The sequence below is a fragment of the Dinghuibacter sp. genome (assembly GCF_035492835.1).
GTDB lineage: Bacteria > Bacteroidota > Bacteroidia > Chitinophagales > Chitinophagaceae > Dinghuibacter.
In genome coordinates, this window is record NZ_DATJIY010000160.1 from 67089 (window position 1) to 91255 (window position 24167).

The 24167-nt window shown below is 59.9% G+C and carries 15 protein-coding genes; 10 read left to right on the top strand and 5 right to left on the bottom strand.

The window, feature by feature from the left end:
- Window positions 1-2 precede the first annotated feature (2 nt).
- From VL547_RS14995 to VL547_RS15010, 4 genes are all read left to right on the top strand, one after another.
- Complete coding sequence (locus VL547_RS14995; RefSeq protein ID WP_325579204.1) at window positions 3-4067, top strand: hybrid sensor histidine kinase/response regulator transcription factor; 4065 nt, start codon at window positions 3-5, stop codon at window positions 4065-4067.
- Between the two features lie 82 nt (window positions 4068-4149).
- Window positions 4150-7215 (top strand): TonB-dependent receptor, encoded by a 3066-nt coding sequence (locus VL547_RS15000; RefSeq protein ID WP_325579206.1) that lies wholly within the window; start codon window positions 4150-4152, stop codon window positions 7213-7215.
- A gap of 18 nt (window positions 7216-7233) precedes the next feature.
- A complete protein-coding gene (locus VL547_RS15005) occupies window positions 7234-8886 on the top strand; it encodes a RagB/SusD family nutrient uptake outer membrane protein (RefSeq protein WP_325579210.1) in 1653 nt (550 codons plus the stop codon).
- Window positions 8887-8949: 63 nt separating this feature from the next.
- On the top strand, window positions 8950-11700 hold the full coding sequence (locus VL547_RS15010; RefSeq protein WP_325579212.1) for a beta-galactosidase: 2751 nt from the start codon (window positions 8950-8952) through the stop codon (window positions 11698-11700).
- A gap of 25 nt (window positions 11701-11725) precedes the next feature.
- Here VL547_RS15010 and VL547_RS15015 read toward each other — a convergent pair whose 3' ends face one another.
- The 3 genes from VL547_RS15015 to VL547_RS15025 all read right to left on the bottom strand — a co-directional run bounded on the left by VL547_RS15015 (window position 11726) and on the right by VL547_RS15025 (window position 13706).
- On the bottom strand, window positions 11726-12274 hold the full coding sequence (locus VL547_RS15015; protein ID WP_325579214.1) for a carboxymuconolactone decarboxylase family protein: 549 nt from the start codon (window positions 12272-12274) through the stop codon (window positions 11726-11728).
- Between the two features lie 11 nt (window positions 12275-12285).
- Window positions 12286-13038, bottom strand: a complete 753-nt coding sequence (locus VL547_RS15020; RefSeq protein WP_325579216.1) for an SDR family oxidoreductase — start codon at window positions 13036-13038, stop codon at window positions 12286-12288.
- 77 nt (window positions 13039-13115) lie between these two features.
- Complete coding sequence (locus VL547_RS15025) at window positions 13116-13706, bottom strand: Crp/Fnr family transcriptional regulator (RefSeq protein ID WP_325579218.1); 591 nt, start codon at window positions 13704-13706, stop codon at window positions 13116-13118.
- Between the two features lie 29 nt (window positions 13707-13735).
- Here VL547_RS15025 and VL547_RS15030 point away from each other — a divergent pair, with 29 nt between their 5' ends.
- Window positions 13736-14212 carry a DinB family protein gene (locus VL547_RS15030; RefSeq protein ID WP_325579220.1) on the top strand — a complete coding sequence of 159 codons (477 nt, stop codon included), beginning with the start codon at window positions 13736-13738 and terminating at the stop codon, window positions 14210-14212.
- A 7-nt stretch (window positions 14213-14219) separates the two neighbouring features.
- Here the strand turns inward: VL547_RS15030 and VL547_RS15035 are convergent, their stop codons facing one another.
- Window positions 14220-15026: a helix-turn-helix domain-containing protein gene (locus VL547_RS15035; RefSeq protein WP_325579222.1), complete on the bottom strand. Its 807-nt coding sequence runs from the start codon at window positions 15024-15026 to the stop codon at window positions 14220-14222.
- A 6-nt stretch (window positions 15027-15032) separates the two neighbouring features.
- Window positions 15033-16010 carry an SDR family NAD(P)-dependent oxidoreductase gene (locus VL547_RS15040; RefSeq protein WP_325579224.1) on the bottom strand — a complete coding sequence of 326 codons (978 nt, stop codon included), beginning with the start codon at window positions 16008-16010 and terminating at the stop codon, window positions 15033-15035.
- 129 nt (window positions 16011-16139) lie between these two features.
- On the opposite strand from VL547_RS15040, the gene VL547_RS15045 reads away from it, so the two are divergent.
- The 5 genes from VL547_RS15045 to VL547_RS15065 are packed head-to-tail and all read left to right on the top strand — an operon-like array spanning window position 16140 to window position 24103.
- On the top strand, window positions 16140-16637 hold the full coding sequence (locus VL547_RS15045; RefSeq protein ID WP_325579226.1) for a DoxX family protein: 498 nt from the start codon (window positions 16140-16142) through the stop codon (window positions 16635-16637).
- A 36-nt stretch (window positions 16638-16673) separates the two neighbouring features.
- On the top strand, window positions 16674-19781 hold the full coding sequence (locus VL547_RS15050) for a TonB-dependent receptor (protein ID WP_325579228.1): 3108 nt from the start codon (window positions 16674-16676) through the stop codon (window positions 19779-19781).
- A gap of 10 nt (window positions 19782-19791) precedes the next feature.
- Window positions 19792-21441: a RagB/SusD family nutrient uptake outer membrane protein gene (locus tag VL547_RS15055; RefSeq protein WP_325579230.1), complete on the top strand. Its 1650-nt coding sequence runs from the start codon at window positions 19792-19794 to the stop codon at window positions 21439-21441.
- A gap of 49 nt (window positions 21442-21490) precedes the next feature.
- The gene (locus VL547_RS15060; protein ID WP_325579232.1) at window positions 21491-22501 is read left to right on the top strand and encodes a GntR family transcriptional regulator; all 1011 of its coding nucleotides are present in this window, start codon (window positions 21491-21493) and stop codon (window positions 22499-22501) included.
- On the top strand, window positions 22502-24103 hold the full coding sequence (locus tag VL547_RS15065) for a solute:sodium symporter family transporter (RefSeq protein ID WP_325579234.1): 1602 nt from the start codon (window positions 22502-22504) through the stop codon (window positions 24101-24103).
- The last annotated feature ends 64 nt before the right edge of the window (window positions 24104-24167 follow it).

The following is a 24167-nucleotide window of genomic DNA, read 5'->3' on the forward strand; positions in this document are numbered from 1 at the left end:
TAATGAGGAAGAGCTGCCTGTGCATCTTACTACTACTATCAACCCTGGCCCACGCCCAGAGTCCCGGCTCCCAGGGCTCCGTGCGCTACCTGGGCATCGAGAACGGCTTGTCCAACAACGCCGTGACCCAGATCTACCAGGACGCCCGTGGTTTCATGTGGTTTGGCACCTACGACGGGCTCAACCGTTACGACGGTTACCGGTTCAAGGTATGCCGAAACCGGATCGGGGACAGCAGCTCGCTCGTGGATAACAACGTCAACCGCATCGAAGGCGCACCCGACGGTCGTCTGTGGGTAGGCGGCCGAAAGGGCCTGAGCGTGTTCGACCCCATCACCGAATCCTTCGAGCTCCCCCGGTACCTGGATCAAAAAGACGGGAAGCGCAGGCCGCTGCGGGACAACGTGCTCGCCATGAGGGCCATCGGCGCCAGCCGTATCCTGGTGGGCACCGAGCACCTGGGTTTGTTTGTTTTCGACACCCGAACGCAAACGGGGACGCCGGTCGCATTAAAGGGCCAGAAAGGCTATGAAGCGACGGCCGTCGCGGCCGATACCGCGCGAGGCCTGTATTGGGTCTCCGTGCAACAACAGGGCCTTTGCCGGTACGACCCGGGCACCCGTCAGTTGCAACCCATGGCGTTGTCGCAAAAAAGGACATACAGCCTGAACACTGATAAAAACGGGAACGTCTGGTTAGGGACCGACAGCGGTTTGTTCCGCTACGATATAGCCAAAGGGACGATCACGGGCAACTACCTGGCCACTCCCAGCAAGGTGATGAACCTGTATACCGACCACGAAGGCGTCCTGTGGATCGCCTGTGACGGCAGCGGGATACTGCTGCTCGGCCCCAACGAAAGCAGGGCCCGCACGCTGATCTTCAAGAACAGGAAACAGACCCTCAGCAGCAACTCCGTGTTTGCGATCTACGAGGACAAGGAAAACCGGAAATGGATCGGCACGCTCCGGGGCGGCATCAACATCATCGACCCCGCGGACAATCCCTTCGAGCTGCATACCTTTCCGACGGACAACGCCTTTGGACAGATCAACAACTTCATCTTTTCCTTTGGAGAAGCCGATGACGCCCATCTTTGGGTGGGTACCGACGGGGCGGGGCTGCGGTATTGGAACCGGAAGACAAATGCGTCGACGGCATTCACCAACGACCCGGCGGACAAAAGCTCGATCGGGAGCAATTTTATCACCTCGATCCTCCGGGACAGTCACCAAAAGACCTGGGTGGGGACCTGGTTCGGCGGTGTCAGCCAATTCCAAATCAAGGACAAAAAGTTCAAACGCTATATCTGCTATAACCCGCTCACCAAAAACGAGGAGAACAATATATGGCTGGTCTACGAAGACAGGAACCAAAGACTTTGGGTGAGCACCAGCAATAACGGCACGTTGTATCTCTACAACCCCAAGACAGACCGTTTCGAGGCCTGGGACCCCGCGGGTCTGAGCAATCTCCAGTGTCTGACGGAAGACAGCCGCGGCGACTTCTGGGGCGGCAGCTATACCGCCCTCGTCCGGATCGACCGCGTGAGCAAACGCCACAAGCTCTATCCCACCGGTTACCCCGTCCGTTGCCTCCGCGAGGACGCCCACGGCAATTTCTGGGTCGGCACCGACGGGGGCGGTTTGTTGCTCTTCGACCGGGACCGCGAAAAGTTCACCCGGTATACCGACGCCGACGGCCTGTCCAGCAACGCCATCCTGCAAATGCTGGAAGACAGGGAAGGCAACCTCTGGATGAGCACCTTCAACGGCCTGGACCGCTTCGATACCCGGCGCCGGACGGCCCGGAACTTCATGCAGGGCGACGGGCTCCAAAGCAACCAGTTCTCTTACAAGGCGGTAGGCGAGCTCCGGTCCGGGGAATTCGTGTTCGGCGGTATCCGCGGGTTCAACATCTTTTTCCCGGACAGCGTACGCGGCAATACCGAACAGCCGCCCCTTCGGCTGACGGGCATCCGGGTCAACAACGAGCCCGTGAGCTCGAACGTCCGCCACATCACCGAGGTAGTGGCGGGGACGATACGGGGCATCACCGTTCCGTACGAGGAAAACACGGTGTCGGTCGACTACGCGGCCCTCGACTACACCTCCGCCGACAAGATTGCCTACAGCTATAAGCTGGACGGCTGGGACAAAGCCTGGCTGAGCGCAGGCGACCAGCGCACCGCGACCTATACCCGGCTGCCCGAGGGTCAATATACCCTCCTGATCAAAAACACCAACGCCTCGGGCGAATGGGGAACGCCGGCGTCCCTGCTCCGGATCACGGTGCTGCCGCCCTGGTTCCGGACGTGGTGGGCCTATCTGTTATACGGGCTGTCGTTTATTTCCCTGGTCGGGCTATACGTCAACTATGCCCGTCGCCAGGAGCGTCTTAAATACGAGGTCCGGCTGGCGCACCTGGAGAACGAGAAGGAGAAGGAGATCGCCGAGCGCAAGTTTTCCTACTTCACCCACATATCCCACGAGTTCCGGACGCCCCTCACCCTGATCATAAATCCCCTGAAGCAATGGATACGGGATAACGAGCCGGCGGCGGAGTCCGGCGGGCTGACGACGGCATACCGGAACGCGCGGAGGCTGTTGAGCCTGGTGGATCAGCTACTCCTTTTCCGGAAGGCGGACAGCCGGATGGACGAGCTCAACATCGTCCGGATCGACATGACCGCCATCTGCCGGGAGGTCCACGCCCTCTTCCTGCAACAGGCCAGGGCCCGGCGGATCGACTACCGGTTGGAGGCGCCGCTGGAGCGGGTGGAAATACCGGGGGACTTCGAAAAGATCGAGATCGCCCTGTTCAACCTTTTGTCCAACGCCTTTAAGTTCACCCCGGAAGGCGGCACGGTCGTGTTCCGGTTGGAAAGCACCAAAGATGGCGTGCTGGTCATCGTCGAAGACAGCGGCTGCGGGATAGACGAAAAAGAGAGACCATTTATCTTCGACCGGTTCCGCCAGGGCGACGTCGCCCACCGGGCATCGGGATTCGGGATAGGGCTGTTCCTGGTCAAGCACTTCGTGGAAGCGCATCAGGGCCGGATAACCTTTGACAGCGCACCGGGAACGGGGACGACCTTCCGGCTGACGCTGCCGGGCGCGGGTGTGTCGGAGGCCGGGGACAGCCCCATAGCGCACCACGAGCTGCTCGACGAGCTGGCAGCGGAGACCGATTTGACGCCCCTCCCGGAAAACAACCAACCGCTGGAAGGCCGCCGCGCCGAAGAATTGGTCAGCGACCGGAAGTCGATCCTCGTGATCGACGACAACCCCGACATCCTGGCCTACCTCCGCGGGTTGTTCGAGACCCGCTACGTGGTGCTCGGGGCGGCCAGCGGGGAGGACGGGCTTACCCTGGCCGAACGGCAGCTCCCCGACCTCATCCTGAGCGACGTCCAGATGGCGGGCATGGACGGGATCACCCTTTGCGCCCGCATCAAGAGCTCCGAAACCCTGGGCCACATCCCGGTCATCCTCCTGACCGCCTCCACCGGGGACGACACCCGCCTCAGGGGGTTGGAGGGTGGTGCGGACGACTATATTACCAAGCCTTTCGACGCCCACCTGCTCCTGGCCAAGATCGATTCGGTCCTTCGGAACCGGAACCTCCTCCAGAAATACTTTTTTGACAGCATTACCTTAAAGGAATCCTCGGTCAGGGTCCCTTCGGAATACCGACACTTCCTGGCCAAGTGTATCCAGGTGGTGGAAGACAACATCGACAACGACGACTTTACCATAAAGACCTTCTCCAAGGCCATGGGGATGAGCCACCGGGCGCTGTACCACAAGATCAAGTCCATCTCGGGCCAGTCCGCCGTCGCCTTTATCCGGCAGATCCGTTTGCGGCGCTCCGCCGTGCTCATGCTCCGCGAAGACATGAACATAAACCAGGCGGCCTTTCAAGTGGGCATAGGCGACGTCAGGTATTTCCGGGAGCAATTTGTCAAGACCTTTGGCGTGACCCCGTCCGAATATATCCGGAAATACCGCCCCCTGTTTAACCGGGATTTGACGATCATAGCCGCCCCTCCGGGGGATGAAGGGTAAATTTACCCCCCTTATTTTTCGATTTTCTCCCCCCTTTGGACCCTGGGGCTGGCTGTATTTTGCACAAAACTAGCTTGCTATTATGAAAAGTCTTTTTGCTGTTTGCCTATGGGCGCTATGCCTGCCCCTGCTCTCCACGGCGCAGGATAACCTTATCAACATCCAGGGGACGGTCACGTCGGGTGGCAGCCCGGTAGCCGGCGCCACCGTAACGGTTAAGGGGGGTAAAACCGCCACTACCGCGGACGCCACGGGGGCGTTTCACCTGCGCGTGCCTTCTGACGGTGTATTGGTCATCACCCACGTAGACTACACCACCCTGGAGGTGCCGGTCAGGGGAAAAACGTCGCTGACCATCTTATTAGAGCCCAATGAAAAAAGCCTGGGCGACGTCGTTGTGGTCGGTTACGGCACCCAAAAGAAGGCCACGCTCACAGGCTCGGTGTCGGTGGTCCAGGGGGCGGACGTGGTCAAGAGTCCCCAGCCCAATTTGTCGAATTCCCTGGCCGGTCGTTTTTCCGGTCTGATCGCCAACAATACCTCCGGCGAACCGGGGTATGACGGTTCGGGTATCCTGATCCGGGGTCTGGCCACTACCGGGAGCAACGACGTGCTGATCGTCGTGGACGGGGTGCCCGGTCAGATAGGCGGCCTGGAACGTCTCGACCCGCACGACATCGAAAGCTTCTCCATCTTAAAGGACGCCTCGGCCGCCGTCTACGGGAGCCGGGCAGCCAACGGGGTAATCCTGATCACCACCAAAAGGGGTAAAACGGGGAAACCGGTCATCTCCTATAACTTCAACCAGGGTCTTTCGTCGCCCACGCGGTTGCCCAAGCTGGCGGACGCCGCCTTGTACGCGACCCTGATGAACGAGATCGAGTACTACGACAACCCGGCGGGTGGATTGAACCAGTTTTATACGGCGGACCAGATCCAGAAGTACCAGGACGGGTCCGATCCTTTTTATTATCCCAATACCGACTGGCGCGGGCTGACGCTCAGGAAGAATGTCCCCCAGACCCAGCAGAACCTCAGCGTCAGCGGCGGGTCCGAAAACGTCAGGTACTTCCTGTCGGCCGGGATGACCAGCCAGGACGGCTTGTACAAGAACGGCGTCACTCACTACAACCAATATAATTTCCGCAGCAACATCGACGCCAACGTCAGCCCCCGTCTGAAGGTCGGGCTTTCCCTGTCCGGGCGCGAAGAAAGCCGGCTCTATCCGCAAACCGCGGCGGCCGACATCTTCCGCGCAATCTACCGGGCCTATCCCACCGTGCTGGCGCGATACCCCAACGGGCTGCCGACAACGGGTATCGAAAACGACAATTCCACGGTACAGGTCACCGACGTGGGCGGCACCAATACCAATCCTACCTATGTTTTCAACGGCATATTGAAGGGTTCTTACAGCATCCCCGGCGTCAAGGGGCTGTCGGTGGACGGGTTCCTGGCCGTGGACGAGTCCTTCAGTTATGACAAGTCTTTTAGCAAGCCCTACAACCTGTATACGTATGACTCCGCCGCGAAGACCTACAACGCGGTCATCGTAGGCGGCTCCAACAACCTGGCCACGCTTACGGAAAGCCAGCAGAACACCAGCCTCATCACCTCGAACATCAAGCTGAACTATACGCGCCAGTTCGGAGAGCACCACGTCGACGCCTTTGTCGCGTATGAACAGAGCAAGAATCACCAGGACATCCTCGGCGCCAACCGCCTCGATTTCCCCACGGCGCAGACGCCCGAATTGTCGCAGGGCGGCTCCGCCGCCACGGATCAAACCAACAGCGGCAGCAGCTACAACTTCACGCGCAAGAGCTACATCGGCAGGGCCGACTACAACTTCGAGGAAAAATACCTCCTCGAGCTCCAGGCCCGGGTCGACGGCTCGTCGACCTTCCCCGCGGGCAAGCAATACGGCTTCTTCCCCTCCGTCTCCGGCGGCTGGCGGATTTCCAAGGAAAAATGGTTCAACCTGCCCCGTGTCGTGGACGACCTGAAACTGCGCGCCAGCTACGGTACGCTGGGGAACGACAACGTGGGTCTGTTCCAATACTTCGACAACTATTCTTTCAACAACCAGTACGTCATCGGCGGCAGCATCCACCCCGGTATCGACGTAACCAAGCTGGCCAACCCCAACATCACCTGGGAGACCGCCACCAAAATGGACCTCGGGCTCAACGCCACCCTGTTCCAGAACTTCACCCTCGAGTTCATCTACTTCCAGCAAAAACGCTCCGACATCCTGACCCAGCGGAACGCCTCCGTTCCGCAGGTATCCGGGATCGTAAACCCCTACAACGGCGATCCGCTGACGCCTTCCGAAAACATCGGCAAGGTCAACAGCAACGGGATCGAAGCGACCCTGGGATACAGCGGCCGGGTAGGGGAGTTCAACTACACCATCGGTGGCAACATGACCTTTGCGAAGAGTAAGATCGTCTTTATCGACGAGGCCCCGGCCACCCTGGCGTACCAGCGTCAGACCGGGCACCCGCTCAACACGTATCTCCTTTACAATGCCATCGGGATATACCGCACGGCCGACGACCTGGCCAAATACCCGCACCTGCCGGGCGCGCAGCTTGGCGACCTGATCTATAAGGACGTCAACGGCGACGGGCAGATCACAGCGGACGACGAGACCCGGACCAAATTCGGGAACATACCCGAAGTCACCTATGGCATCCTGCTCAACGCCGCATACAAACGCGTGGACCTGTCGGTGGTCTTTGCCGGCCAGTCGGACGTCAGCCAGTACGTGCTCCCCGAATCGGGCACGGTAGGCAACTTCTACAGCAGCTGGGCGGACAACCGCTGGAGCCCGAACAACCCCAACGGTTCCTACCCCCGGGTTGACGATCGCGCGTCATCGAGCATCAACGGCGGGTTGTACAACAACACCTTCTGGCTGAACAATTCCGCCTTCCTCCGGTTGAAGAGCATCCAGCTCGGGTATACTGTAGGGAACCGGTTGCTGTCGAGGGCGAAGATTTCTTCCTTACGGTTCTACGCGAGCGCATTCAACCTGTTTACGATCACCAAGGTAAAGGACTACGACCCGGAAGGCACCAGCGGCTCGGGGCAGTTCTACCCGCAACAACGCATTTTGAACGCTGGTCTTAACCTGACTTTCTAACGATCAATGCCAACTACAATGAAGACAGTATACATCTTTTTATGCGCGGCGGTCCTGTTTGCCTCGTGTAAGAAAAACTACCTGAATATCGTGCCCACCGACCGGCTGTCCGACGCCGCCATCCTGGCCGACTCCTCCCTTTTCGAGGATTATGTGATCAACCGTTACCTGGGTGTCGTGCTCCAGGACAAGGAGGGCGAAGGAACGCCCCCGGGTTTCGGGCGGGGTTTCGAGTACAGCATGTGGAGCTCCATCACCGACGAATCCATCTATAACAACGACGATAACTCCTGGTTGATCGTGCGCGGACAACTGGCTCCCGAAAACACCGGTATCGCCGGGACCCTCTGGGGCAGGAGCTACCGCAGCATCCGGGAGTGCAACTGGGCCCTCACCAACATCGGTACTGTCTCCATGAGCGTCGGGCATAAGCAACGGCTTCTGGGGGAATTGCGGTTTATCCGCGCGTTCCGCTACCAGGACCTCATCCGTAACTACGGCGGTATCGTAATGATGGGCGACCGGGTCATCGACCTCGACAGCAACATGCAGGATCCTTCGCTGTATGTGCGGTCGTCCATCAAGGATTGCATCTCCTACGCCGCTACGGAGCTCGACAGCGCCGCCCAGGACCTTCCCCTGGACAACGACGGTACCTGGGCGCTCGGCCGGGCTACCAAGGGGGCGGCCCTCGCCCTCAAGGCGCGCCTGCTGTTGTACGCCGCCAGCCCGTTGTATGGGGTGGGCACCTGGCAGGACGCCGCCACCGCCGCCCAGGCGGTCATCAGTCTGAATAAATACTCGCTGGACCCCAATTACGGTTCGCTCTTCCTGAATTCTTCCTCGGGGGAAATCATCTTCGAGCGGATGTATACGATCGGCGCGCGGCACGTCTGTTTGGAGATCGCCAACGGCCCCAACGGCTACGACGGCTGGGCGGGCAACACGCCCCTCCAGAACGTGGTGGACGCCTACCAGATGAATAACGGCAAGGACATCACCGACCCGGCTTCCGGGTACGACTCCACCAACCCTTATGTGAACAGGGACCCGCGTTTCTATTCGACGATCCTTTACAACGGGGCGACATACCGCGGCCGCCAGGTACAATGTTATACACCGGGCGGGCTGGACTCCAAGGACGGTCCGTCGAACTGGAACACGACCAAGACGGGATACTACCTGCGGAAATACATGGACGACAGCAATCCCATCGACAACCCCTGGAACGTAGCCGGTCTTCAACCCTGGATATATTTCCGGTATGCGGAAATCCTGCTCGACTACGCCGAAGCGCAGAACGAGGCGGCGGGTCCCGATGGCACCGTGTACAGCGCAATCAACCAGATCCGCACCCGCGCGGGTATGCCCAACCTCCCCGCCGGTCTTTCACAGGCGCAGATGCGGACCGCCGTGATGCACGAGCGGCAGGTGGAGCTGGCTTTTGAAGAACACCGCTTTTACGACGTGCGGCGCTGGAAGATCGCCGACAGCACCGAAAACGTGCCCGCCTTCGGCATAAACGTAACCCTGAGCGGCGGCACATACGGTTATTCCCGGATCGTCGCCCTGTCGGGCAGGCTGTTTACGTCGAAGGAGTACTGGCTTCCGATACCGCGTTCCGAGATACAGGCATCGAACAATCAATTGCAACAAAATACCGGCTATTAGCGCGCCTCCGGCGCGCTGGCGCAAATTCAAAAGCGCGCCCAATGGCGCAAATTTCTACAGACGATGATCATTCCGACGCTCTTGTTGAGCCTGGCTAGTTTTACGTTTAGCGGAGGCTCCGCTAACCCCGCGGGCACCGGCGGTTTTCACGGCGTCAACTGGGCCGATCCCCACGACAACTATTCCGATTCGGTGGTCGTGCCCAGCGGACTCAGCACCAGTGACGACTATGCCGCCGTTCAGCGTAAGTCCGGCGCCGTTCTGGCGGCCTTTAAAGAGCGCGGCGCCAACACCGTCCGGTTACCCGTCAACCCGTATACCGTGGCGGCCGATTGGTGGAAGGCGTATGCCGGCGCCATCGACGAGGCGAAGGCGGAAGGCATGCGCGTCATCCTGGCCTACTGGGAAGGCACCGCCCACAAGGACGGCCTGATGGACGACACCACGCAGTTCTGGCGGATGTGGCAACGCATAACGACACAGTATGCCGCCGACACGAACGTCTATTTCGAGGTTTTCAACGAGCCCTTCGGATATACCGTGGCCGACCTCAAGGATTTGTATGCGCGTTGGCTCCGGCGCTATAGCGCCGTTCCCGCCGGCCGGGTCTTCCTGGACGGCGCCGGCTACGCCACCAACGTCAACGATATAGGAGCAGACAGCCGTTTCAACGGCTGCCTGCTCTCCTATCACCAATACACCTGGTTCGACAAAAAAAGAAAAACCGAAGCCGACTGGAGGGGGGCGGTGGACGACCTCGCCTATCCCGGTCGCACGGTCATGACCGAATTCGGGATACCGATGACGTCCCGGCGGAACTACGCGGACTCTTCGGGCGATCCGTCGGTCGCGTATCTGCGCGGGATCACAGGCAGGTTGCGCGCCGCGGGTATCGGCAGCGTCTATTGGCCGGGTCTGCGCAACGGGGACGTCTTCAGCCTGGTTTCTTTCCACGGCGACACGCTCCGCACCAATAATCCGAGCGGGCTGGCGCGCGTGCAGTACGGTTGGGGCATGACCCACCGCTTCACGCTGGGGGACTCGACCTTCCTGCTCGACGGCAAACCCTTCCTCATGATCTCGGGGGAGATGCACTACGCCCGGGTCCCCCGCGAAGCCTGGCGCCAGCGGATGCGTATGGCCAAGGCCATGGGCTTGAACACCATCGGCACCTACGTATTCTGGAACCTCCACGAGCCCGAAAAGGGCAGGTTCGACTTCACCGGGAACAACGACATCGCGGCATTTGTCCGGACCGCGCAGGAAGAAGGGCTTTGGGTGATCCTCCGCCCCAGCCCATACGTCTGCGCGGAATGGGAGTACGGCGGGTACCCTTACTGGCTACAGAACGAAAAGGGGCTCGTGGTGCGCAGCACTGAACCTACCTATCTAAAGGACTACAAGGAATACATCGACGCGGTGGGCCGGGAGCTGGCCCCTTTGCAGGTCAATCATGGCGGCAACATCCTGATGATCCAGGTGGAAAACGAATACGGCTCCTATGCCTCCGACAGTAACTACCTTGCGGTCAACCGCCGGCTCTTCAGGGACGCGGGGTTTGACGGGTTGTTGTATACCTGCGACCCGGTGAGCGACGTCTCCCGCGGTCACCTCGACGGGTTATTGCCCGCCGTAAACGGACTGGTGGACCCCGCGCACATCCGGGCGGTCGTCAACCGCTACCACGGGGGTAAGGGCCCCTACTGCGTCGCCGAATGGTATCCCGCCTGGTTCGACTGGTGGGGAGAACCGCACCATACCGTGCCCGCTGCGGGTTACGCGGCCCAATTGGAGAACCTGCTGGCAGGCGGCGTGTCGATCAACATGTACATGTTCCACGGGGGTACCACCCGCGGGTTTATGAACGGCGCCAACTTATACGATACCTCCGGTTTCCAGCCGGAGATCAGCAGCTACGACTACGACGCGCCGCTGGACGAGGCCGGTAACCCCACCGAAAAGTATATGGTATTCCGGAAGGTCATCCAGGCGCATACCGCCGGGCGGCTGCCCGACGTGCCCCCGGCCCGCCCCGCCATCGCGCTGTCCCCGGTATCTCTGGACCGCGTATCGTCGGTGTTTGAAGCATTACCCGCGCCGGTCGTGTCAGCGCGTCCCCTGACCTTCGAGGACCTGCACCAGGCCTATGGTTACGTACTCTACCGTACGACGATCAACGGCCGCGGCCGCCGGTTGCTGCGCATCGACGGCCTGCGCGACTACGCGGTGGTATTTGTCGATGGCGTCCGCAAAGGGATGCTCGACCGGCGCGCCAGGCAGGATAGCCTGTGGCTCGACCTGTTCGGCCCGGCGCGGCTCGACATCCTCGTCGAAAACCTCGGCCGCATCAATTTCGGGAAATACCTGCTGCAGAACCGCAAGGGGATCACCGGTAGCGTCACCCTGGGCGGGCGCGTCTTAGGTAGCTGGAACATGTACAGGCTGCCCTTCGATACGACGCCCAAAGTCGGCGCCATCGCGGCGGCTCCCGCCAAAACCGCACCCGTCGCGACCGCGCCTGCCAAACCCACGCCGGGCGTACCCGTCCTCAAAGCCGGCTCCTTCCAGCTCGACACCGTAGCCGACACCTACCTCGACATGAGCGCCTGGGGAAAGGGCGTCGCCTGGATCAACGGCCACAACCTCGGCCGCTACTGGCGCATCGGCCCCCAACAAACGTTGTATGTTCCCGCGGAATGGCTAAGGCGGGGCCAAAACGACGTCGTTATATTCGACCTCCTCGGCGCCACGCCCGCCACGCTGCAGGGCCTGGATCACCCGATCCTGAACCGGCTTATGCCGCCGCTCCCGTGAGCGACAGCCTCCGCCCCCCTGAGCGCTAGGCTTCCGCGCCTTGCAGCTCCGGCGCCGCCGGAAAGTCCACCGGCACCTGGGTAACGCCATGCAGGTAATTGGAGATGGTCTTGTCGCCGATCACGATCAGGATGTCAACCAGGTTGGCTTCGGTATATCCTGCGACGAACAGCGCGTCTACGGTCTCCGGCGTGGGGTGTCCGCGGCGCAGCGTCGTTTCCTGGACAAAATGCGCCAGGGCATCCAGCTTGTCGTCGAAGGGCGCGCGGCCGGCGCGGAGGTCGAGGATTTGCTCCGCCGTAAAGCCGAGGCTGTGGGCGATTGCGGTGTGCGCCGCCAGGCAATAGGCGCAATGGTTGACCTGGCTGACCGCCAGGTTGATTACTTCCCTTTCTTTGGCGCTCATCGTGCTCTTCCGGTTTTGGAAGGCGAGGTAGTCGCCCAGGGCGGTTTCGTTCCGGGCCATGTACGTATACAGGTTGGGCCGGAAGCCGAGGAACTTTTTCAGGCTATCGAGCAGAGAGCGGTTGTGCGCGGACATTTCTTCGTCCCTGGGCACTGTAAGTTTCTTCATACCATACAATTTTAAAGGGAACCCAAACCGCCATCCAGGAGCAATTCCGCGCCGATCATAAAGGCGGATTCGTCGGAAGCGAGATATAGTGCGGCACCGGCGATCTCTTCAGGCCGGCCTAACCGCTTGAGCGGGGTGAAGTCGCCCATCGCTTTTTTCATGGCGCTGGCTTCTTCCTTCGTAGCCGCGGCCTGGTCGAAGACGTTGGTATCGACGGGGCCGGGTGTCAGCACGTTGACGCGTATACCGCGCCCGAGCAGCTCGACGGCGAAGCTCCTGCCCAGCGAACGGATCGCGGCCTTGGTGGCCGCATACGAAGCATGGTTGGGGACCCCCATCCCGTTGACCACGGAGGAGAGGAGTATGACCGACGCCCCTTCCTTCAGATAGGGCAGCGCCTTCTGGACGGTGAAAAACGTCCCCTTGAAGTTGACGTTACTTTGCCGGTCGAACATCGCTTCCGTGAAGTCGGCCAGCGGTCCCAGTACGTAGACCGCGGCATTGGCGACCAGGACGTCGATCCCGCCGAACGTCGAGCTAACGGTGTGGTATAACTGGTCGAGGTCTTCCAGGCTGGCCGAGTCGGCTTGAACGCCCAACGCCCCGTGGCCGATTTCTTGTACGGCTTTGTCGAGGGTCGCGGCATTCCTGCCGGTGATCACCACGCGCGCGCCTTCGGCGGCGAAGCGTTTGGCGGTCGCCAGGCCGATCCCGGCGCTGCCGCCGGTGATCATGGCCGTTTTGTTGTGCAATTTTCCAGACATTGTGTTCAATTTTGTACCACAAATGTCCGACGCGGGCCCCTCGCGGAAAATCGACCAGGATCAAAAAAGAGGATGTACTAGTGCAACTTTTTGACCTTCTTGTTGCGGATTTTCGATAGAAAACCGGTGGTCATCCCCAAAAAAGACGCCAGCACGTATTGCGGCAATTCCTCCGCCAGCGTGGGATACCGGGCGACGAAGTCGTTGTAGCGCTCTTCCGCCGTCTGGGTCAGCGAGGAGATCACCCGCCGCTGCTGATAGGACGCGGACCGCTCCGCCATGATCCGGAAAAGGGTTTCGAATTTATGATTGGCGGCCTTGAGCCATTTTTCGTCTTCGTATTCAATTTGGAGCACCGTGCCGTTGGTCAGCGCCTCTACAAACATCGTCGCCGGCGTCTGGTTAACGTAGCTGCCATAGTCGGAAATCCACCAGTCCGGACCCGCCACCTGGATGGTCTGGTCCGCGCCCTGGTTGTCGATGACAAAGGCCCTGAGCAGGCCATCGACGACATAGTTCCGTGTCCGCGCGACAAATTCCGGCTGGATGATGTATTGCTTGCGGCGCACTTTTTTTTCCTTGAACCGGTCGAGGACTACGGCCACCTCGGTGTCGGTCAGCGGGACCCGGAGGAGGAGGTGTGTTTTGAGCTTGTCAAAGGCGTCCATCCGGCAAAGATAGCCGTATCTTTGCCCACATGGAAACCAACCAATTCATCATCGGTCTGAATATCACCGCCTGGGACGTGCGGCTTGCCCAGGTCAATAAACAACTGGAAAAGCTGGGTCCCGCGTCCGCCGCCAAGGAGATCACCACCGGCGGCAACCCGGTCGTCTATATCCTGGGTCACCTCGTGGCCGTCCACGACAATATGGTCGAGGGGATGAACTTCGGGGCGCGGTCGTACCCGGAGCTCGACGGGCATTTCCTCAAACCTTACCAACCGGAGACGGCGTACGCGACCTTTGAAGAGCTGATGGTGAAATGGCACGCGGTCAACGCCCGTTTGAAAGAGGGCATGAGCGGGCTGACCGTGGATGGATGGCTGGCGCGTCACCACTACGTCAGCGAGGCCGACTTTGCCAAAGAGCCCCACCGCTGCGTGCTCAACCTCCTGATCAGCCGCGCGATGCACCTGGCGCACCATTCGGGGCAGCTGGCGCTCGTGAAGTAACCAGCTTTCAGGACGGCACCTCCGCGGGCGAATATCCAAATCGCTTCTTGAAGGCAAACGAGAAATGCGACAGGTCGACAAAACCCACCTCGAGGTAGACGTCTACCGGCTTTTTCTTTTGCTCGCTGATCTGGTAGTGCGCGTATTCGAGCCGTTTTTGCGTCAACCATTTTTGGGGGGTGGTATGGAATATCCTTTTGAAATCCCGGCTGAAGGTGGACAGGCTGCGACCGGTGAGCGTCGCGAAGCGCCCCAGCGGGAGGTTGAAAATAAAATTCTTTTCCATAAAGGCGGCCAGGTCGATCTTGCCGGGCTCTTCGAAGTTGGCGAGAATGCCGTCGATGGACGGATCGATCGTCCTCAGCACCTGGATCGCCTCGGTGATTTTCAAGGTAGCGATGGACTCCGGAAAGGCGTCGGAGAGGTCAAAATAGGGCATCAGCGATGACAGGCAACTCTCCAGCAGCGGATGTTTGCCAAAGCGGAGGATCTCCTGCGCCGCCCACGGGGCCCTCACGGGTCGCTGATCGGCGTAAAACGCGCGCAGCCGCGCCGGCGTCAGGTGCATCACCACCGACCGGTGGGGATGCCCATCCCGGACCGTGCTGATGATCGTGGCGATCTGGTGGCGCGGGATCAGGAATATATCCCCCGGGCCAAAGACATAGCTGCCCTCGCTCCGGACGATCCTGGTTTCCCCGGACATGAACCAGACGAGCATATGGTGCTCGAAAATGACCTCCGTCGTATAGCCTGGACCGGTATACACGGACAGCTTTATATCCGGAGTGATGTATGTCGTTTCGAAGCCCATCGACAGCTAATTTACCGGAAATTCCAGACCGGTGACGCTCTCGCTCCACGCCCACAGCCGTTGCGCGCCGGCCGGGTCGAGGCTGTAAGGTTTGACGCCCCTAAGGGTCGATGGCTCGTCGAAGCGGTAGGCTATGTCGCCTTCGTCCAGCACGGCTACGTCGCCGTCCTCGCAATACACGCCGCCAAGGTCGTTCAACGCCGGGCTGGTGGCGCACCACACGGTCGTGGCCGCGCCCTGTGGAACGGTTTTCAGCTTTTTCTCCACGTCCGGCAGTATTTTACCATCGGGGCCGAACTGTCCCATTTGCTGGAACAGCTCGACAGGCGCCTCCCGCGACAGCTCCGTCCCATACACGGCGCCCGGGTGGAGGGCCAGCGCACGGACGCCCCGCCGGTCGAGCTCGACGGTGAAAAGGTTGTTCGCGGTTTTGGACTGGCCATAGGCCAGCATCATATCGTAGGGCCGCCCGATAAAATTGGGGTCTTCGAAATCAAAAGGGGCAAATGCGTGCGCAAAAGAAGACACGGTCACCACGCGGGCCGCGCCCGATGCCCGTAAAGCCGGCCATAACCGCGCTGTAAGACGGAAGTGTCCCAGGTGGTTGGTCGCCAGGTGCGACTCGTTCCCCCGGGCGTCCCGGCGCAATGGCGCAAACATGATGCCCGCGTTGTTGATGAGCAGGTCGAGGGGTTTGCCTGTAGTAAGAAACGCCGCGGCAAACGCGTCGACCGACGAGGGGTCTATGAGGTCCATCGGGTGCAGGATCGCTTCCGGCGTCTGCGCCCGCGCCTTGACCATGTCCCTGGCAGGTACCCATACTTCCGCCCCGGCGGCTTTCAATGTCTTTACGGTTTCCAGCCCGATGCCCGCGTACCCGCCGGTGACGATGGCGGTTTTGCCCGTCAGGTCTATCCCTTGTATGACCTCAGCGGCCGTCGTACGCCAGTTGTTGCCCGTGCCCAGTGGTTGTTGCTTTGTCATCTTTTTTTACCAAAGGTAGAGGCCCGCGCCGCCGCCCCGGTTTGTTCAAAACGTCATTTTTGTTTGCTGGCAATGTCAATCTTGCACTAGTGCAACTTTCCGTTTTGCGCACCGGTCTAGCTTTGCATTATGACAAATGTAATCATGAACAATACCAGGCAATCTATCGCGGCCCTGCTGCTGCGCCTCTCCCTGGGCGCGGGTTTTATCGCCCATGGCCTCGCCAAGATCACCCGTGGCCCCGCGGGCTTCGAAAAACTGTTGCGCTTCGAAGGCGTACCCTTCGCGCACATAAACGCGTTGGTGGCGCCCTATGTGGAACTTGCTGGTGGCGGAGCACTTGTGCTGGGTTTGTACGTCACGGTCTCGGCCATCCCATTACTGGCGACCATGCTGGTCGCCACGGTTTTCGTGCAGGGGCACTATGGTTTCAGCTCGGTAAAAACCATGGGATTGACGCCGGAAGGGCCGGTTTTCGGGCCGCCGGGATGGGAGATAAACCTATTATATATGACGGGTTTGCTGGCCCTCATGTTGCTGGGGGAAGGAAAATATTTCAGCCTCCGACGCTTGCGGATTAGGAAAAAGAGTTCTACTTTTATCCAAGATCAGACTAGACCAGACTAGTTGGATAAAAGCTAAAGAACTCCAAAAACTAACGTCATGCTTGCAAGAACGCTCTTTAGGATGTGCCTCCTCGGCTTTGCCGTAGGGGGCTTTCTTATGCCGGCCGGTGTCGTAACGGCCCAGGCCCTCAGACAAGTCACGGGCCGGGTTACGGACTCGACGGGCGCTTCCCTGGGTGGGGTAAGCGTCGGCGTCCGGGGCTCCAAACGCGGGGCGACCACGGATTCGACCGGCTATTTCGTGTTGAACGTTCCTGGTAGCGGGAACGCGGTGCTGACCTTCTCCATGGTCGGCTTCCGGGACCAATCGGTTCCACTGAACGGACAGACTTCGATCACGGTCGCGCTGTTGGGCGGCCGTAAGGACATGGGCGACGTCGTCGTCATCGGTTACGGCACCCGGAAAAAGGTGAACCTAACCGGGGCGGTGAGCGAGATCAGCGGGGCGGAGATCGCCAAATCGCCGGTAGCCAATATTTCCAACACGCTGGGCGGCGCGATGCCCGGGTTGATCGTCAATACGCGCAGCGGCGAACCGGGGGCGGACGACGCCTCGTTCTATATCCGGGGGATCGGCACGCTGGGGAATACGGCGCCGTTGATCGTGATCGACGGCATCCCGGACCGGCAAGGCGGTTTTAACCGGCTCGACCCCGCCGACATCGAATCGTTCACGGTGCTCAAGGACGCATCGGGCGCCATTTATGGGGCCCGCGCGGCAAACGGGGTGGTGCTGATCACCACCAAGCGGGGGGTCAATGGGAAGCCTACCCTTTCGTTTACGACCAACAGCGCATGGACGCAACCCACGCGCGTGCCTAAAATGCTGGACTCCCACGACTATGCGGAGTCGGTGAACGAATACGACGCCCTGGTCGGGCAGCAGCCGACGTACACGGCGGACCAGCTCCAGAAGTACGCGGACGGCTCCGATCCGCTGGGTTATCCCAACACCAACTGGTGGAAGACGGTGATGCGGCCCTGGTCATACCAGAACAACGACGTGATGTCGCTCAGGGGCGGCTCGGATAAAGTGAAATACTACCTGTCTGGCCAATACCTCCGGCAGAACAGCATGTACCGGGGCGGGTCGGACTACTACACCAACAAGAACGCCCGCGCGAACGTGGACATCCAGGCGACGCCGTCCTTCCGGCTGGGCCTGGATGCCATGTACCGCAATGAATACAAGCTGGGCGAAGGGCCGCAGTACGGCAGCGCCGGCGATATCTTCCAGGAGCTGTGGAGCGCCTATCCCTACCTGGTGCCCAGGTATCCCGACGGAAAGGTCGGCGTCGGCATCGGCGGCGGCCCGCAAAACAGCATGGTCTACGTCCTGAACGGCGCCCTGGGCAACACGACGACCAACTACGACTTCCTGCAAACAAAGACCTCGTTCAACTGGAACTGGGACCGGATCACGCCGGGGCTTCACTTCGACGGCTACTACAGCTACGACCTGTTCTACTACGGGTACAAGGGTTTTAACGCACAGCCGCCGCCCGCCTACAGCTATAACGAGACCACGCAGACCTACACCGAGGTCCAAAGCTCCATCCCGCCGAACCTGTCGATCACCGATAGCAAAACGCAAGACCAGCTGGTCAACTTCAAGCTCGGGTACGACCGGAAATTCGGCAAGAGCACCCTCGAGGCGTTCGCGGCCTACGAAATGTCCCGCGAAACCTACACGGAACTGGACGCCTATCGAACCGGTTTTTTGAGCAACAGCGTGCAGGACTTGTTCGCGGGCAGCACCATCGGGCAGACGAACAACTCGGTGACGACCTACACGGCCCGGCAGAACTATATCGGCCGTGTCGCCTACAACTATGACGACCGCTACCTCATCGAGGTCAACATGCGGGAAGACGGATCACCCAACTTCCCCCAGGGGAAACAATATGGCTTTTTCCCGGAAGTACAGGCGGGATGGCGCGTGTCCAACGAATCGTTTTTCCACTCCGGGGTGATCGATGAGCTGAAGATACGGGGCAGCATCGGCCAGACGGGTAACGACGCGGTCAACCCGTTCCAGTACATACAGACCTACCAATTACAGGCAGGGCAGCTGTCTCAGTACCTGGCAGCGGGTTATTTCTTTGGTACGACACCGACACAGGTCCCGGGTTTTGTGCTCGGACCGACGCCCAACGTGAACATCACCTGGGAAACCGCCACGACGACGGATCTGGGCGTGGATATGCGGCTCTTCAAGAACTTTACGATAGACCTCGACGTGTTCCGTAGCATGCGGACGCACATCCTGGTACCCCCGAACGAGACCGTGCCCCAGTATACGGGGTTGACGCTGCCGGATGAAAACCTCGGCAAGGTGCTGAACCACGGGCTGGACTTCCAGCTGGGCTGGCGCAAGAGCCCGAGCCGCGACTTTTCCTATTTCCTCACGGGCAACTTCACGTTCGTGGTCAACAAGGTGGTGTATGAAGCGGAGCCCTCCAGCGTTCCCTCCTACCAGCGGATGACAGGGCACCCGATCGGGTCGTTCCTCCTCTACCAGTCGATGGGGTTATACCAGGATACGGCCACGGTCAGCCACACGCCCCATCCCCTGGGATCGGGGCCCGGCGACATCCGTTACAAGGACGTCAACGGCGACGGACAGATCAACGGGCTGGACGAGGTCCGGACCAACCTTTCGGAGACGCCCGAAATCATGTACGGGCTCACCTTCGGCGGGAAATACAAGGCCTTTGACGTGACCGTGTTCTTCCAGGGCCAGGCAGCGGCCAAAGCCATGCTACAACCCGGCGGGCTGAACATGGCGCAACAGTTCTACGACGGCCGGTGGTTGAAGCCGGGCGACGACAAATATCCCCGCACCTTCAACGGCCCCACGAATGCCACCTACGGATCGAATACCTACGGATCGACCTTCTGGCTGCTGAACGACGGCTTCCTCAGGATGAAGAACGTGGAGATCGGGTACAACTTCCCGCGGGGTGGCGTACTCGCAAAAGCAAAGATCGCTTCGGCCCGGTTGTACGTCAGCGGGAACAACCTCTTCTCGATCGACAAATGGGGGCCGTCCTTCGATCCGGAAGCGCCCAGCGGGCCGTCCACCAACGGCCGGTATTATCCCCAACAGCGGGTGCTGAATGTAGGCTTGAACGTAACCTTTTAAACGAAAAATCATGAAGACGATATATAGCTTGCTGGCCGTGTCGCTGCTGGCGCTCGGCGCCTGTAAAAAGGTCCTGGACATCCAGCCGACGAGCTCTTTTACGACCGACGCGGTCTGGACGAGCCCTTCGCTGGTGCAGGTCTTTGTCAACGAAATTTATACCGAAGCGGTGCCCGCCTTCAAGGACGGCGGCTTTGGATGGGGCTCGCAGACCGACGAGCTGTTCAGCAATTTCAACTGGTGTAACGAAAACCAATACGTCCAGGGACAGGCGACGCCGGACAACCAGGGCAGCTCGTTCCCGCTGAACTACAGCTCCACCCTGAACTGGTGGCCCACGCTGTACAGCACGATCCAGAAATGCAATACCTATTTCCAGAACATCGGGAGTTTGGACACGGTGGGTAACGGGGCGCTGATCGCCTCGTTGAACGGCCAGGTGCACTTCCTGCGCGCGTTGTGCTATTTCCAGCTCCTGGAACGTTTCGGGGGCGTGCCGCTGATTACGAAGGTGTATACCACGAACGACACCAGGTTCAATGAGACCCGGGCCACCTGGGACTCGACGGAGGCGTTTATCCTGTCGGACATCGCCGCCGCGCTGCCGGGCCTGCAGCCCACCCCTCCGTCGGGTCAGGAAGGAACAGTGACCACCGGGGCCGCGCTGGCCCTGAAGTCCCGGCTCCTGCTCTACGCCGCCAGCCCTTATTTCAACACCGCCAACGACCAAACGAAGTGGCAGGCGGCCGCCGACGCGGCCCTGGCCGTGATCAACCTGAACCAGTACACGCTCTACGGTAGCTCCACGACCTATGGGAAGATCTTTACGGATTTTTTCAACACCGAGGTCATCTTCGCCCGGGTCTTCGGGGATGTATTCGAAGACCGTTACAATACCGTGTATCGCGACCTCAGCCCGAACGGGTATAATGGCTACAGCGCCTACAACGTGCTCGAGCAGATGGTGGAAGCCTTCCAAATGAACGACGGCTCGGCCTTCAGCTGGAGCAATCCGGCGGAGGCCGCAAATCCTTACCAGAACCGGGACCCCCGTTTTTATGCCGATATCCTTTTCAACGGCGCTTCCTTCCAGGGGCGGGCGGCCCAGTTCTGGCTGGGCGGCCTGGATTCGAAGCTGAGCTCGCTATCCCCCTGGAACGCTTCCAAGACCGGTTATACGATCCTGAAGATGGTCGATTCCACCTATAACTTCAACGTAGAGCCCTACAGCGCGGCGCAGTGGATCATCTTCCGGTTGTCCGAGATCTACCTCAATTACGCGGAGGCGGAAGCGGAATTGGGACAGACGGGCCCGGCGCTCACCTATCTGAATAAGATCCGGGAACGCGCCGGCATGCCGGACGTTAATTCCCCGGGTGGGGACGACCTCGTCCAGAAGATCCGCCAGGAGCGGAGGATAGAGCTTTGTTTTGAGGGGCACCGGTTCTTCGACCTCCGTCGCTGGGGCATCGCCGACCAGGGCAACGGGGATGCGCTGGGTATCATCATCACGCCCACGAACCCGCAGAATACTACCTTTAAATACCAGGTGGATACGGTTCAGACGCGGGTGTGGATGCCGGGCTTTTATTTCTATCCGATACCCCGGTCGGAGATACAGGCCAACCCCAACCTCACCCAGAATACAGGATATAACTAGTCGCGTGGCGGCCGGGCGCAACCCGGAAACTTGGTGTATATTGGAAATTATGAAATCGGTTTTTGGTGAAATAAAGAAGCTGGCGGCCGTCCCTTCCTTCTCCAAGCACGACCGCCTGGTACAGGGGATCATCAACGCCATTGATGAAAAGGTGCTGGTGACGGACGACCTTTTGCCTTCGCTCAACGAGATGATCCGGGAGCTGCGGTTTTCGAGAGATACGGTGGTCAAGGGATACCGGGAGCTGATCAACCGCGGGTTGATCGGCTCCACCCGCGGGCGGGGATATTATGTGACCAACGGGAATACCGGGCAGACCCTGCAGGTGGCGTTGATGATGTACAATATGGACACCTTCGAGGAACAGTTCTACCGGAATTTCCGGGCGGAGCTGGGGCCCAACGTCCACCTCAACGTTTTTTTCCACCACGGTAACATAGAGGTCTTTGAAACCATCCTGGCCCAGATCAAGGGCAAGTACGGGATGTATGTGATCGCGCCGATCCCGCACCAGCGGACCCGCGAGCTCCTGGAGACCATCCCCCGGAACCGCTTCCTGATGGTGGACCGGCACGAACCGATCGAGGGCGCGTTCAACCATATCACCCAGGAGTTCGCGCATTCTTCCTACCGGATATTCATGGAGCTGGCGCCGGTGATCGGGAAGTTCGACGAGATGATCTTCTATCATTCGGCGGATTCGCTCGACCCCAAGGAGATCGTGGGGGCGTTCAAAAAATTCCTGAAGGATGCCAGGATAAAGGGCAGGATACTCCCCGAGTTCAAACCGGGGACCCTGGAAAAGGGCAAAGTATACTTTACCCTCGACAACTTTGCCGTATTCGCGATGTTGAAGGAGTGTAAACAAAAAAAGCTGAAACCAGGGAAAGACCTCGGCGTGCTGTCGCATAACGACGAGCCTGCCAAGGAGCTGATCGGGATTACGACCTATTCGGCGGACTTTTCCCTAATGGGGAAAAAGGCGGGCGAGTTCGTGATGGGCAGGGTGCCGGTGCGCGAAACGATGCCGATGGTGTTGTGGAGAAGGAACACGTTATAGGTGGGAAATATCGTCACGATAGGCAGTTTTCTGCTGTTCACGGGGATCATCGCCTTTGTGGCCTGGCGACAGGCCAGGAAAACAAAAGTGGATACCCTGAGCGGGTTGTTCCTCGCCGGACGGAGCCTGGGTTTCCTGGTCGTGGGCGGCGGCTTGTTGTTCGCCAACATCAACACGGCGACGATCGTCGGCGAGAACGAGCTGGTTTATACCAACGACATGACCGTGATGGCCTGGGGGATGACGTCGGTGCTCGCCATGCTGGTGGTCTCCGAATTCATCATGCCGATCTATCTGCGCACCGGTATCGCCACCACCCCGGAGTATCTGGCGCGACGGTACGACCGGTCGACAGGGAAACTGGTGTCGGTGATTTTCCTGGTGAGCTATGTGGTGAACCTTTTGCCCACCGTCCTCTACAGCGGGGCGGTCGCTTTCAACGGTCTGTTTCACGTGTCCGGCCGTCTGGGGATCGACTATTGGAGCGCGATCTGGATACTCGTCTGGATCATGGGCGCGACGGGTTGTCTTTACAGCGTGCTGGGCGGCCTCCGCGCGATCGCGGTCTCCGACACGTTGTTGGGCATGGGGATATTTGCCGGTGGGGTGCTGCTGCCGTTTTTTGCCCTCCGCTATGTGGGGCATGGCGACCTGGCGGCGGGTCTCCACACGGTGCTCGGCAGTCACAAGGAACACCTGAACAGCATCGGCCGGGCCACGGACCCGATCCCCTTTTCGACCCTGTTCACCGGTATGATCCTGGTCAACCTGTACTATTGGGGGACCGAGCAGTATATCGTACAGCAAGTGCTGGCCTCCCGCGACCTGAAGACCTGTCAGCAGGGCATCGCGGTGGCCTGTCTGGGGAAGCTGGTGTCGCCCCTGCTGCTAAACATCCCGGGGTTGATCGCGGTACACGTATTCACCCACCTGTCCAACAGCGCGGAGGTGTTCCCTGCCCTGTCGGCGCTGGTGTCGCCCCCCTTTATCACGGGGTACCTGGCGGCGATCATTTTCGGGGCGGGCCTGAGCACCTTCAACGCGGGGTTGAACAGCAGCAGCACCCTCTTCGTGCTGAACATCTACCGCCCGTGGCGGATCGAGAAGGGACGGAGCGTGGAGGAGCGGGCCATGGTCCGCGTGGCGAAGCGGTTCGAGCTGGCGGTGTGTTTCCTGGCTATGTCGATCGCGCCTTTCCTGGTACTGGCGCGTCATGGGTTCTATACTTACGTGCAAACGGTCAACGGGTTTTTCAATGTGCCGATCTTCACGGTGATCCTGGTAGGAATGATGACGAAAAGGGTCCCGCCGCTGGCGGCAAAATGTGGGTTGTTGTTTTTTATTGTCACCTATGGGCTCACCCAGACGGTTTTCCCGGTGCGGTTGCACTTCCTGCACGTGCTGGCCATCCTGTTTGCCGTGACGGCGGCGCTTATGCTGGCCATCGGCCGGGTCCGGCCCATGGCCGAGCCCTATCGTCCGGTGATGGATGCCAAGGTGGCGCTTGCGCCCTGGAAGGACAGGCACGTATACGCTTTCTTGCTGCTGGCGGCGATGGTAGCGGCCTTCACGTTGTTTTCCCGGGCGGGCCTGGCGAAATGACCGGCCTCGCCTGAAGTGCGGGCCTGACGAGATGAACAGACCCCGGGAAATAGTTCTATATTGC